This window comes from Blastococcus tunisiensis (assembly GCF_900112815.1).
GTDB classification, from domain to species: Bacteria; Actinomycetota; Actinomycetes; order Mycobacteriales; family Geodermatophilaceae; genus Blastococcus_B; species Blastococcus_B tunisiensis.
On sequence record NZ_FOND01000024.1, the window covers coordinates 1 to 12,232 of the forward strand.

A 12,232-nucleotide genomic window follows, 5' to 3' on the forward strand; every position below is an offset into this window, starting at 1 on the left:
CTCGGACAAGGGCGTTCAATACGTCGCCGTGCGCTACACCCAGCGCCTCGCCGAGGCCGGCGCGGTCGCGTCGGTCGGCTCCACCGGCGACTCCTACGACAACGCCCTCGCCGAGGCCTTCAACTCCCTCTTCAAGGCCGAACTCGTGCGCAACCGCGGCCCCTGGAAGGGCATCGACGACCTCGAGATCGCCGTCGCCGAGTACGTCGACTGGTTCAACCACCGACGCCTACACGGCGAGATCGGCCTGATCCCACCGGCCGAGCACGAGGACCACTTCTACCGGCACAACCCCGTGGCGACTACCGTCGCCGCGTCAGTTCCGAGTCTCCACTGAACTCGGGGCGAGACAGACGAACCGCTCGTCGGTGACCTTGCGGACCAGTGCCAGGGCACGGGGTGCCGCAGGTGAGCTGCGTGTGGCCGCTCCGCGACAGCCGCCGCGTGCCGGCATCGAGGCAACCGACCACGAGCCGGGGCTGGGAGGCCAGCAGCCAGGCCTAGCCTCTTCTCGCCTCGAACGAGGCCGTCATGATCACTTCCTCGTCGGCCAGATCAACACCGAGCCAGACGAGGAAGGCTGCCGGGACTCCCCACCCGAGGAAGTTCAGCATGGCCTCCACCAGGACGTCGGTTCCCTCGTCGGTCGGGACGGCCCAGATCCCGACGACCGAATGAAGAGTCCGATCCAGTCCCACACCGAGAAGTACGTATCCCGCGATGATGAGCGCCCTGCCCAGCCGGTCCCGCCCGCCGCGGCGGCGTGCTGCGCGCCAGATGTAGCAGCCGATCGTGAACACCACTGCCCCCCACGTGACCCGGCTGGCGCCGTCCGCCAGGGCCTGGGGGCCCTCCCCGTGAAACGGGTCGGGGAGTGAGTTGGCCGCGACGAGGTCCATGACCCCGATCGCCACCACGGCCAGTCCCGTGGCGATGACCAGCCCTCCGAGAGCGAACAGGGCGACCAGGGGTCGAGGACGATTTCGTGGCTCGTGTGTCGACGGACGCATCGCACCCACCCCCAGGTCGCTGCGGTCGACGCTAGACCGGCCAGCAGGCGAGCAGAAGGTGTTGCGAAACGAACTCGACCGCATTCCCGCGCGAGAATGCAGGCGTTGTCCGACGAGGCACGGCACTCATGGCGGGAGGGCCGGGGCGGTGCATGGTGCGGGCGTTTTCGGGTCCGCTGCCGTGCACGGCGCGGCTCAGGTCACGCCGGGCGCGGGCCGGCGCCGGCGCACGGGTCAGCAGGTCGCGCACCACGGTGAGCACCTCGGCCGGCGCTTCCTCGGCCATGAGGTGGCCCGCGGTCGTCGTCCGGTGGTCCAGATCCTCGGCCCAGCGGGACCGCAGCTCGCGCGCGTCGAAACCCAGCGCCTGGATCGCTGAACGGGTGGGCGACCCGTCGGATCGCCCACCCCTCGCAGCGGTGCCCGCCGTTCCGGGCTCAGGTCCTCAGGCGGTCTGCGCCTCGCGGCGCGGCAGCACCCAGTCGGGCCGCACGACGTGGCACGTGTAGCCGTACGGGTACTTCTGCAGGTAGTCCTGGTGCTCCTCCTCGGCCTCCCAGAACGGGCCGGCCGCCGTCACCTCGGTCACGACCTTCCCCGGCCACAGCCCGGACGCGTCGACGTCGGCGATGGTGTCCTCGGCGACGCGCTTCTGCTCGTCGCTGGTGTAGAAGATCGCCGAGCGGTAGCTGCGACCCACGTCGTTGCCCTGCCGGTCCTTCGTCGACGGGTCGTGGATCTGGAAGAAGAACTCGAGCAGCTCCCGGAAGGAGATCACGGCGGGGTCGAAGACGATCTCGACCGCCTCCGCGTGGTCACCATGGTTCCGGTAGGTGGCGTTCGGGGTGTCGCCTCCCGAATAGCCGACGCGGCTGCTGATCACTCCCGGGCGCTTGCGCAGCAGGTCCTGCGCACCCCAGAAGCAACCGCCGGCCAGGATCGCCGTCTCAGTGGTCATCGTCTGCCTCTTCTCTCCGATGGACGCCTCAGGAGAACACGGCGACCGGCCCGTGTGTTTCCGCGCGAGCCCGCACCGCTCGTCACGCCGGCGGTGGGGAACGTCCACGCTCGGCGAGGGGTCGCCGCCGTGACCGAGACGTGGGCTACGGATGCGTGGGCGTCACAGCCCGCTCGCCGACGTCCGGTCGGCGGTTCCGCAGCTTCCGGGCCACCGGCCCGCGGGGCGAGGCAGCATGGCGCCACTCGCGAGGCGTCGTCCCGAAGGCCTGCCGGAAGCGGCGGCTGAAGTACGAGGCATCGGTGAATCCCCAGCGCCGCGCGACCACCGCGATCGAGCGGTCGCGGTGGGCGAGATCGGACAGATCCCGGCGCGCTCCCTCCAGCCGCTGGTGGATCATCCACTGCTCGAGACTGAAGCCGGCCGCCGCGCACAGCCGGTAGAGCTGACGGACCGAGATGGCGTGCGCCGCCGCGATCTGCTCGACGTCGAGGCCCGGCTCGGTGAGGTGCCGGCGGACGTAGCCGCGTACCTGGGTCAGCAGTGTCTCCTCGACGACGTCGTCGACGGACCGGCCGGTGGCGCCCGCCGAGGCGAGGAGTGCGCGGACGAGGTCCACCGTCGCGCCGGCGACCGACGGCGCGGTCGGGTCGGTCGCGAGCAGCTGCGCATCCCGGCTCAGGTGCTCCAGGTGCCCGCGCACCAGGCCGAAGAGGGGGCTGCGGTGGATCCGGGGGAGGGCCCGTCGGACCACGTCGACGGGCAGGCCGAGCCGGCCGACGGGCACCTGCACCGCCCGGCAGATCCCGGGCCCCGAGCAGTGGTACCCGTAGGGGGAGGCGACCTCGGTCACGGCCAGGCCGCCGCGCGGCACCACGCGCTGACGGCCGAGGTGCTCGTGCAGGGCGACGCCCCGTTCCTGGACGGCGAAGGAGACCGTCGGCGCGGCGTCCGCGCCGATCTGGCGACGCGAGCGGCTCAGGGTCAGCTCGCCGGAGAGCTCCAACCGCAGCACCGAGATGCCGCCGAGGTCCCAGGCGTCGAGCCGGGCCCGGGCGGGCTCCCGTGGGTCGGCGAAGTGGATGCGGGACACCAGGGCGGCCTCGAGCCGCTCGGCCACCCGAGCGGGGCGGCGTCCGGCGGGGTCCAGACGGTCGGTGTCGAGGAGGGTGACCACGGGTGCTCCCTGCGCGAGGACCCCACGACGTGCGAACGAGAGCGATCCTGGCCTGCGCCGGACCGGATGTGAAGACATCCACGTCGCGCTCGGGCCGGCAGCCAGGGTCCGCAGATCGTCAGCGAGGGCACATCCGCGGGCCGGCGGCGGCCCTAGCGTCCGGACCAGTTCGCGACCCGCCCGGCCGCGACCCCTCGGGGAGGTCCCGTGAACGCTCCCGCCGGCACACCCGTCGTCTTCGTGCACGGACTCTGGTTGCACGCCACGAGCTGGGAGCCGTGGGTCGAGTACTTCGCCGCTCGGGGCTACGAGCCCATCGCTCCGGGCTGGCCGGGTGAACCGCCCACCGCCGAGGAGGCCCGGGCGAATCCGGACACGGTCGCCGGCTACGGCATCGGCGACATCGCCGACCACTACTCGGAGATCATCTCCGGGCTCGCCTCCCCACCGGTGGTCATCGGCCACTCCTTCGGCGGCCTGGTCGCGCAGCGGCTGCACGGCATGGGCGTCAGCCGCGCCTGCGTCGTCCTGTCCCCGGCTCAGTTCAAGGGCAATCTGGCCCTGCCGCCGACGCAACTGCGCACCGCCTGGCCGGTGCTCTCCCGCCCCGGGCTGCGGAAGAAGACCTGGTCGCACAGCGCCGACAGCTTCGCCAGGACCTTCGCCAACGCCGTCCCCCGTCCGGAGTCCGACGCGCTGTATGCCGCCTACGGCATCCCCTCGCCCGCCCGGCCGCTCTTCCAGGCGAGCGTGGCGAACGTCAGCTTGCGCAGCGAGGCCTCGGTCGACACCCGGCGGGAGCGCGGCCCGGTGCTGCTCATCGCCGCCGGCAAGGACCGGACGGTGCCCGAGGCCACCGTCCGGGCCGCCTACCGGATCCAGTCCCGCAACCCGGGCGTCACCGAGCTGAGGGTGTTCCCCGACCGGGGGCACTCCATGGGCGCGGATGCGGGTTGGCGGGAGATCGCCGACACCGCCCTGGAGTTCCTCACCCGTCACGACGTCGCCACGTCGACGGGCGTCGGGCACGGCTGACCACATCCACGCAACCGCAACCAGGAGGCACTCACCCATGCCCACCATCGCGACGGCCGACGGCACGGAGATCTTCTACAAGGACTGGGGCACCGGGCGACCCATCGTCTTCAGCCACGGCTGGCCGCTGTCGGCCGACGACTGGGACAGCCAGATGATGTTCTTCCTCCGGCACGGCTACCGCGTCGTCGCGCACGACCGGCGAGGGCACGGTCGCTCGGCGCAGGTGAGCGAGGGGCACGACATGGACCATTACGCCGACGACCTCGCGGCACTGACCGCACACCTCGACCTGCACGACGCGGTGCACGTCGGGCACTCGACCGGCGGTGGTGAGGTCGCGCACTACCTCGCCCGGCACGGGGAGGACCGCGTGGCGAAGGCGGTCCTGATCAGTGCGGTGCCGCCGATCATGGTGCAGACCGACGCCAATCCGGGCGGGCTGCCCAAGAGCGTCTTCGACGGCATCCAGGACCAGGTGGCCACCAACCGGTCGGCGTTCTACCGCGACCTCGCCGCGACCGCGTTCTACGGGTTCAACCGGCCGGGTGCGGAACCGATCGAAGCGGTCATCCAGAACTGGTGGCGCCAGGGGATGATGGGCGGCGCCAAGGCGCACTACGACGGCGTCGTCGCGTTCTCCCAGACCGACTTCACCGACGACCTGAAGAAGATCACCGTGCCCGTACTCGTCATGCACGGCGACGACGACCAGGTCGTGCCCTATGCCGACTCCGGACCGCTCTCGGCCGAGCTGCTGCCGAACGGGACGCTGACGACCTACGCCGGCTTCCCCCACGGCATGCCGACCACGCACGCCGACACGATCAACGCGGATCTGCTGGCCTTCATCCAGGGCTGACCGAGGGTTGGGTGACGCCGATGGGGGAACCGGGGCGGCGCCTGTAGCCGATTCCGGGCACGGGGAAGAAGACTCTCGAGGGTCGGCGGCAGGGCCCGCCGCGTCGGCCCTGGGAGGGTGGATGACGGACGGCGCCGCCGAGGTGCGCTTCAAGCCGCAGGATCTCCTGCTCGCACTGGGGGGCGCACTGATCCTCGACGAGTACGAGGACCCCCTTCCGACGCGGGTCTTCCTGGACGTGCTCCGGCCCCTGGGGGTCGGTGACGACGCCACCAGGTCGGTCCTGACCCGGCTCGCCGGGCGCGGTCTGCTCACCCGGCACCAGGACGGGAGAGTGGTCAGCTACGGCCTGACCGTCAGGTCCCGGCGGCTCCTGCGCGAGGGGCGCGAGCGCGTGGAGGCGGTCGATCCGTTCGACCAGACGAGCACCGACTGGACGCTGCTGAGCTTCTCCCTCCCCGAGACCCAGCGGCACGTCCGGAACCGGCTGCGGTCCCGGCTGACCTGGGCCCGCTTCGGCTGCCTGCGCGACGGGCTGTGGATCGCTCCCGGTCGCGTCGCCCTCGACTCGATCATCGGTGTCGACACCGAGGTCGAGGGCCTGCAGGTCGACGGGTTCCTGGCCGCTCCCGCCGCCGGCACGGACGTCGCCCGGTTCGTCGCCCGGGCCTGGGACCTCGACGCGCTGCGCCGGGAGCACGAGGAGTTCCTCCACCGGTGGGAGCGACCTGCGCCGCGGGAGGGGGACCCGCTCACCTCGTTCACCCTCCTCGGCGCCCACTGGATCCGGCTGCTGCGGCTCGACCCGGTGCTGCCCGAGCGGTACCTGGGCGAGGACTGGCCCGCTCACCGATCGGCGCGCGCGCACCGCGCCGCCTTCGCGTCCCTGGAGCCGCGGGCGCGGGCGGCCTTCGCCGACCTCGTGCAGGACGCGCGGGCCCGACGGTGAGCCGTGGTCTGGCTCACACAGATGTTCGGCAATTCGTTGACGCGCGTCTGGTGGACTCCTAGCGTCACCGGCATCCCCGGAACCGTCGTGAGGAAGCCGATGTCCCCCCGATCCCTCGCCACCGCCATGACCTGCGCCCTTGCCATCGCGTTCGTCTCCATCCCGTCCGCCGCCGCCGAGGAACCCTCGGGTCCGCGGCACATCGAGGGGACGGTCGACGACGGAGCCACCGCCTGGGTCGCCGACGTCCCCGCCGACTGGAACGGCACCGTGCTCCTGTACGGCCACGGCTACCGGCCCAGCTTCTTCCCCATCCCGCCCACCCCCGAGAACGCCCCGGACGACGCGACCCGGCAGGCCCTGCTGGACCGCGGGTACGCCCTGGTCGGCTCCTCCTACGAGCGTGGCGGCTGGACGCTGGACACCGCCGCCGAGGACCAGCTGCAGACCCTGGACGCGTTCCGCGCCGCGGTCGGGGAGCCCTCCCGCGTGCTCGCCGTCGGAACCTCCATGGGCGGCCTGGTGACCGGGCAGCTGGCCGAGATGCCGGGCGCGCCGATCGACGGGGCGCTGCCCACCTGCGGGCTGATGCACGGCGGTGTCGACCTGCTCAACTACCAGCTCGACGGCGCCCACGCGATCGCGCAGCTGCTCGTCCCCGAGGGCTCCGACGTCCGGCTGGCCGACTACGGGGGTGACCTGGCCGCCGTCAATGCCGCGGCGAGCACGCTCACCGACGCCGTCGTGGCCGCGCAGGACGACCCCGCGGGCCGGGCGCGTATCGCGCTCGCCGCCGCCCTCTACCACCTGCCCCGCTGGGCCGAGGGCCAGCCCGCGCCGGACCCGCGGGACTACCAGGCGCAGGTGGACGCGCAGATCGCCCAGTTCACCGTCGCCCTCGGGTTCACCTACCCGGCCCGGGTCGACATCGAGACCACGGTCGGCGGCAATCCGTCCTGGAACGCCGGCGTCGACTACCGGGCGCTGCTGCAGCACGCCGACGAGCGCGCGCAGGTGGTGGCCCTGTACCGGGCGGCCGGACTCGACCTCCGCGCCGACCTGGCCCGGCTCACCGAGACGGCGTCGGTGACCCCGGACGAGGACGCGCTGCGGACCGCCTACGCCACCTCCGAGCTCACCGGCGACCTGCAGGTGCCGGTGCTGAGCCTGCACACCACGCACGACGTCCTGGCGCCGGTGCAGGTCGAGGAGGAGTACGCGGAGACCGTGCGGCACGCCGGCGCGGGGGGCCTGCTGCGCCAGGCCTTCGTGCAGCGGCTGGGCCACTGCGCGTTCACCCCGGCGGAGCTGGTCGCCTCCGTGGAGGCCCTCGACGAGCGGGTCGCCACCGGCCGCTGGGGATCGGCGGCCCACCCCCGGAAGCTGGATGCCGCGGCGGAGGCGCTCGGCCTGGGCGAGTCGGAGATCCTGCCCCGCTACCGGCCGGCGGAGTGGCTGGGCGACCGCGGCGGCCTGTTCGGCCGGCCGCGCTTCTGATCCGTCCGGTATCCGGCGTCGGGCCGGGCACCTCGCGTGCCCGACCCGCGCCGGCCCGTCGCCGTCCCGTTGCTCGCCCAGTTCCCGTGGAGGACACGTGCTCAGCAGGCAGACCCGCCGACTCGGCGTGATCGGCACCATCACCGGCGCGGTCGTGGCGGGGGTGCTGGCCCCACCGGCTGCCGCGCACCCCACCGATCCGGCCCCGGCCGCCCAGCTCGACTGGTTCGACTACGACCGGCCGGCCACCTACGGCACGGCCGTGGAACGGCTCCAGGTGCCGATGCGCGACGGGTTCGAGCTCGGTTGCACCATCGCGAGACCTGCCGTCGGGGACGCGCCGGTGGCGGGGCAGTTCCCCGGGATCCTCCGGAGCTACACGCCGTACGGCATGGCCGTGGCGGAGGCGGACGGCGAGTTCGCCACGTACTTCAGCCAGCGGGGCTACAACGTCATGTCCTGTGACATCCGCGGGACCGGGATCTCCCCGGCGCCGGGCTTCGAGGCCCGGTGGCCGATCCAGGGCCGGGACGGCCACGACGCGGTGGAGTGGCTGGCCGACCAGCCGTACTCCACGGGGAAGGTAGGGGCCTCCGGCACGAGCTACGGCGGGCAGACGACCCTCGAGATCGCGGCCGAGCAACCGCCGCACCTGGCAGCGATCGCGCCCAACGTCTCGCCGATGGAGAACTACTCGGAGATCTTCTACCCGGGCGGAGCGCGGGCCGGCGCCGACTGGCTCTGGGTGGGCGCGCCCGACGTGGCGGACCCGGCCTTCGACCAGCGGCAACTCGACGCCTTCGCGGCCCATCCCACCTACGACGAGTACTGGGACGTCCAGAACGTCGCGAACAAGCACGAGGACATCGAGGTGCCGGTGCTGCTCACCGGCGGCTGGTTCGACGTCTTCCGAGCCGGGGCCATCGGCAACTACGAGGGCCTGCGCGACGCCGGGAACGACGACGTCCACCTGGTCATGGGGCCGTGGACCCACGCGGACCCGTGGGAGCAGGAGACCGAGCCGATGCCGATCGGCGCCACCCTCGCCTGGTTCGACCACTGGCTGGGCGAGAACCCCGACGCTCCTCTCCCGGCGGCCCGGGTGACCAGCTACGAGGTGGCGGGCGCCGGAGGCCGCTGGGTCGGGCTGGCCGACTGGCCGGCGGACGGGGAGGGCACGGAGCTGGCCCTCGGGACCGACCGGGTGCTGGACCGGCGTCCCGGCACGCCGGGCTCCCTCGACCTGCCGATCGCCCCGGACGACGGTCCGGCCACCACCTGCCTGGTCGGCTGCCCGCGGCCGACGGACCCGTCCGCGGACAACGCCGCAGCGGACGCGGGGCGGCTGACGTTCACGTCCGGCCCGTTGGTGCACGACGCGGTGCTGGCCGGGCGGGCCGAGGTCACGCTGGAGGCGACCCTGCCGAACAGCGACGGCAACCTGGTGGCCAAGGTGATGGACGTCGCCCCCGACGGCCGGGTCACCGAGGTCGCCGCCGGCTGGCTCCGGGCCGGCCACCGGTTCGGGCACGAGCAGAGCGTGCCGGTGACACCGGGCAAGGAGACCACGTTCGTCATCGAGACCCAGCCGGCGCACTGGCGCTTCGCCGAGGGGCACCGGGTGCGGATCACCCTGATGACCGGCGACGTCCCGCGGCTCGCGCCGGACGGGTCCACCGGGGTGATCGCCGTCGCCACCGGCGCCCGTGGCTCCGTGGCGGAGATCGAGTTCACCGACCGGGTCCGGTTCCGGAAGGGGCCCGGGGCGTAGCCCGGTCGCGGCCGACCGGTGCCGCCCGGCCGGTCGACGCGGGGGAGGGGCTGGTCACGGCGGGGTCGGGGAGTCCGGCACAGTGACCACCATGCAGGACACGGGGACGCCGGCCGGCCAGGCAGCCGGGTGGCTGGCCGGCGCCCGCGTCGATCCGTCGGTGTTCGCCCTGAGGCCGGACTACCGGGCGATGCTGATGGCCGCCGACGGGCTCCGCGGGGGGCCGAGCGACGAGATCAGCGAGCGGATCCTGGCGAACGGCGAGGGCACGGCCCGGCGGCTGCTCGCCGGGCAGCCGCCGGAGCAGCTGCCGCACCCGGCGGCCTGGCGGGAGGCCTACCGGGCCTTCGGCGCGAAACCGCAGCGCACCCGGCCCAGCGTCGAAGCGCTCCTGCGGCGGGTCGAGCCGGACGGCCTCCCGCGCATCGACCGGATCACCGACGTCTACAACGCCGTCTCCATCGCCCACCTGCTCCCGCTCGGCGGGGAGGACCGCGCCGCCTACGCCGGACCGCCCCGGCTGATCCGCGCCGGAGGCGCCGAGCCCTTCGACACCACCGCCGGCGGCGAGGCCGTCGTCGAGCACCCGGAGACCGGGGAGGTGGTCTGGTGCGACGAGCAGGGCGTCACGTGCCGCCGCTGGAACTGGCGCCAGGGGACCCGCACCCGGATCACCGACGCGACGAGCAGCGCCGTCTTCATCCTCGACGCCCTCGATCCGATGACCGACGACGAGCTGCAGGCGGCGGCCGATGCCCTCACCGACGGCCTGCTCGCACTCAGCCCGGACGCGGCCGTCCACCGCCGGCTGATCGGCTCATCGACGGGGTGACGGGGGCCGAACCGGGCGGGACCGGACGCCGGCCGGCTCGGGCCGACCGGCGAGGGTAGGACCGGACGACGGGTGCCCGGTCGTCAGGCGACGTCGGTGCGGGCGCCGGACAGGTAGTCGCGCACGGCCGGCTCGGGGACCCGGAAGGACCGCCCGACCCGGACGGCGGCCAGTTCGCCAGCGTGCACGAGGCGGTACACGGTCATCTTCGAGACCCGCATGATGGCCGCCACCTCGGTCACCGTCAGGAACGAGACGGCGCGCGGAGCCGGCCGCTGCAGCACCGCACCGGACGGCATCGGGTGCCCGGTCCCCGGGTGGCCGCCCGCGGTCCGTACGCCTGCCGCGTGCTGAGCCGCGAGGTGCTGAGCCGGAGGACGGGCGGCCGGCACGACCGGACGGCCGAGGGGACGCTGGCCGTACGCGACCGGGCGGGGGTGAGCCGGAGCAGGGGAGCGCTGGGGAAGGGTCACGGGGTTCTCCTCGGTGTGGTGCTCGGATCGCGGGACCGGCTCGCAGTCGACGACGTTGCGCGCCCGTTCTGCTACCGAAAGTAATGGCCCGCAGTGAGGCGGACGAGGGGCAACAGGGACGAGACGGACCGGTCCCCTTCGTCACATGTTGCCCGTGTGCCCGGCGTGGCGGCAGGAGAGGGGGTGGACCGGATCGGCCGGCGCCCGTCCCGTGCGTGCGGACGGCGACCGATGCCGGTTCCGGTGGGACGCTCTGCTCGCGGTCGACCAGATGCCCAGCGGGGTCAGGACTGGAGCGAGACATGGCAGCGACGTCCTCGTCCGGGACACCCACCCTCCCCGCTCGGGAGCGCCTCGTCGGCGGCGACCTGCTCGTCCCCGTCGGCGGCGTGCCCCGGCGCTACGTGGACCTCGACGCCGCGGCCACCACGTCCGCGTCGGAGGCGGTCGTCCGCGCCGTGCAGGAGTTCCTGCCGTGGTACTCCAGCGTCCACCGGGGAGCCGGTGCGAAGTCCCGGTTCTCCAGCGCCCGGTACGAGGAGGCGCGCGAGAGCCTCGTCCGGTTCGTGGGCGCCGACCTGGCCACCCACGTGGCCCTGTTCCCGAGGAACACCACCGAGGGCCTCAACCTGCTCGCCTTCCGGCTGGGGCTGACCCGGGACGACGTCGTCGTCACCACCGCGGTGGAGCACCACGCCAACCTGCTGCCCTGGCGGCGGCACGCCCGGCTGCGGATCGTCGACGTCGCCCGGTCCGGGACGTTCGACGTCGGCGCCGTGGTCGCCGCCCTCGACGCGCGCCCCACCCCGCGCGTGCTGGCGGTGTCGGGGGCGTCCAACGTCACCGGCTGGCTGCCCGAGCTGAGCGCGATCGCGGCGGCGGCCCGGGAGCGCGGCGTGCTGGTGGTGGTCGACGGGGCGCAGCTCGTGCCGCACCGCCCGGTCGACATGGCGGCACTCGGCATCGACGCGCTCGCCTGGTCCGGGCACAAGATGTTCGCGCCCTTCGGCGCGGGCTGCCTGGTCGTGGACCGGCGGCTGCTCGTCGAGGGGGAGCCGTTCCTCGTCGGCGGTGGCGCGGTGCGGGCGGTCTCCTACGACGAGGTGGTGTGGGCCGATCCGCCCGACCGGGACGACGCGGGCTCGCCCAACGTCGTCGGCGTCGTCGCCCTGGCCGCCGCCGCCGAGGAGCTGCACGCCACCCGTGGTGCGAGCCGCAGCCACGAGGACGTGCTCGTCCGGGCCCTCGACGAGGAGCTCGCCACCGTTCCGGGGCTGCGCCGCCTGGGACCGGCAGCCGGCGACCGGCTGCCCCTCGCCGCCTTCGTGATCGACGGGATGCCCTACGGAGAGGTCGCCGGCCGGCTGGCCGAGGAGCACGGCATCGGGGTGCGAAGCGGGTGCTTCTGCGCCCACCCCTACCTCAGCCGGCTGCTCGCCCTCGGCGACGACGAGGTCGCGCGGTTCCACGCCGACGCCCGGGCGGACCGCGACGACAGGCTCCCCGGAGCGGTGCGGGTCAGCTGCAGCTCGGCCACCGACCTGGCCGACGTCGCGATCCTGGGGGAGGCCCTGCGCGCCGTGTCCGGCCGGCAGGGACGTCGTCCGCACCCGGTGGGCGCCGGCTGATAGCCCCCCGTCCTGTCCGCCGCTCCGACGGCGGCTGCGA

General features: G+C 73.6%; 12 protein-coding genes. 8 read left to right on the forward strand and 4 right to left on the reverse strand.

Features of this window, described 5'->3' with window-relative positions; genetic code table 11:
* On the forward strand, positions 1–337 hold a 337-nt coding region (locus tag BM142_RS21205), incomplete at its 5' end, for an integrase core domain-containing protein (protein ID WP_139228977.1).
* A gap of 163 nt (positions 338–500) precedes the next feature.
* Here the strand turns inward: BM142_RS21205 and BM142_RS21210 are convergent.
* The 3 genes from BM142_RS21210 to BM142_RS21225 all read right to left on the reverse strand — a co-directional run bounded on the left by BM142_RS21210 (position 501) and on the right by BM142_RS21225 (position 3,145).
* The gene (locus tag BM142_RS21210) at positions 501–899 is read right to left on the reverse strand and encodes a hypothetical protein (protein WP_254791124.1); all 399 of its coding nucleotides are present in this window, start codon (positions 897–899) and stop codon (positions 501–503) included.
* Between the two features lie 556 nt (positions 900–1,455).
* Positions 1,456–1,968, reverse strand: a complete 513-nt coding sequence (msrA, locus tag BM142_RS21220; RefSeq protein ID WP_092203025.1) for a peptide-methionine (S)-S-oxide reductase MsrA — start codon at positions 1,966–1,968, stop codon at positions 1,456–1,458.
* Positions 1,969–2,113: 145 nt separating this feature from the next.
* The gene (locus BM142_RS21225; protein WP_092203027.1) at positions 2,114–3,145 is read right to left on the reverse strand and encodes a helix-turn-helix domain-containing protein; all 1,032 of its coding nucleotides are present in this window, start codon (positions 3,143–3,145) and stop codon (positions 2,114–2,116) included.
* A gap of 207 nt (positions 3,146–3,352) precedes the next feature.
* Between BM142_RS21225 and BM142_RS21230 the strand changes: the two genes are divergently transcribed.
* The 6 genes from BM142_RS21230 to BM142_RS21255 all read left to right on the forward strand — a co-directional run bounded on the left by BM142_RS21230 (position 3,353) and on the right by BM142_RS21255 (position 10,091).
* Complete coding sequence (locus tag BM142_RS21230) at positions 3,353–4,180, forward strand: alpha/beta hydrolase (RefSeq protein ID WP_092203029.1); 828 nt, start codon at positions 3,353–3,355, stop codon at positions 4,178–4,180.
* Between the two features lie 37 nt (positions 4,181–4,217).
* Positions 4,218–5,042: an alpha/beta fold hydrolase gene (locus BM142_RS21235; RefSeq protein ID WP_092203031.1), complete on the forward strand. Its 825-nt coding sequence runs from the start codon at positions 4,218–4,220 to the stop codon at positions 5,040–5,042.
* A 121-nt stretch (positions 5,043–5,163) separates the two neighbouring features.
* On the forward strand, positions 5,164–5,991 hold the full coding sequence (locus BM142_RS21240) for a PaaX family transcriptional regulator C-terminal domain-containing protein (protein WP_092203033.1): 828 nt from the start codon (positions 5,164–5,166) through the stop codon (positions 5,989–5,991).
* Positions 5,992–6,090: 99 nt separating this feature from the next.
* Positions 6,091–7,488: a hypothetical protein gene (locus BM142_RS21245; RefSeq protein WP_092203035.1), complete on the forward strand. Its 1,398-nt coding sequence runs from the start codon at positions 6,091–6,093 to the stop codon at positions 7,486–7,488.
* Between the two features lie 97 nt (positions 7,489–7,585).
* On the forward strand, positions 7,586–9,259 hold the full coding sequence (locus BM142_RS21250) for a CocE/NonD family hydrolase (RefSeq protein WP_175527396.1): 1,674 nt from the start codon (positions 7,586–7,588) through the stop codon (positions 9,257–9,259).
* A 91-nt stretch (positions 9,260–9,350) separates the two neighbouring features.
* Positions 9,351–10,091 (forward strand): B3/B4 domain-containing protein, encoded by a 741-nt coding sequence (locus BM142_RS21255; RefSeq protein ID WP_092203125.1) that lies wholly within the window; start codon positions 9,351–9,353, stop codon positions 10,089–10,091.
* Between the two features lie 83 nt (positions 10,092–10,174).
* Here the strand turns inward: BM142_RS21255 and BM142_RS21260 are convergent, their stop codons facing one another.
* The gene (locus BM142_RS21260) at positions 10,175–10,390 is read right to left on the reverse strand and encodes a helix-turn-helix domain-containing protein (protein WP_092203039.1); all 216 of its coding nucleotides are present in this window, start codon (positions 10,388–10,390) and stop codon (positions 10,175–10,177) included.
* Between the two features lie 476 nt (positions 10,391–10,866).
* On the opposite strand from BM142_RS21260, the gene BM142_RS21270 reads away from it, so the two are divergent.
* Complete coding sequence (locus tag BM142_RS21270; protein WP_175527397.1) at positions 10,867–12,192, forward strand: aminotransferase class V-fold PLP-dependent enzyme; 1,326 nt, start codon at positions 10,867–10,869, stop codon at positions 12,190–12,192.
* The last annotated feature ends 40 nt before the right edge of the window (positions 12,193–12,232 follow it).

Bases quoted from the DNA above. Each gene is read 5' to 3' on its own strand.
- BM142_RS21210 (WP_254791124.1), bottom strand. From the start codon at position 899: ATGGACCTCGTCGCGGCCAACTCACTCCCCGACCCGTTTCACGGGGAG.
- BM142_RS21260 (WP_092203039.1), bottom strand. From the start codon at position 10,390: ATGCCGTCCGGTGCGGTGCTGCAGCGGCCGGCTCCGCGCGCCGTCTCG.
- BM142_RS21240 (WP_092203033.1), top strand. From the start codon at position 5,164: ATGACGGACGGCGCCGCCGAGGTGCGCTTCAAGCCGCAGGATCTCCTG.
- BM142_RS21255 (WP_092203125.1), top strand. From the start codon at position 9,351: ATGCAGGACACGGGGACGCCGGCCGGCCAGGCAGCCGGGTGGCTGGCC.
- BM142_RS21245 (WP_092203035.1), top strand. From the start codon at position 6,091: ATGTCCCCCCGATCCCTCGCCACCGCCATGACCTGCGCCCTTGCCATC.
- BM142_RS21235 (WP_092203031.1), top strand. From the start codon at position 4,218: ATGCCCACCATCGCGACGGCCGACGGCACGGAGATCTTCTACAAGGAC.
- BM142_RS21270 (WP_175527397.1), top strand. From the start codon at position 10,867: ATGGCAGCGACGTCCTCGTCCGGGACACCCACCCTCCCCGCTCGGGAG.
- msrA (WP_092203025.1), bottom strand. From the start codon at position 1,968: ATGACCACTGAGACGGCGATCCTGGCCGGCGGTTGCTTCTGGGGTGCG.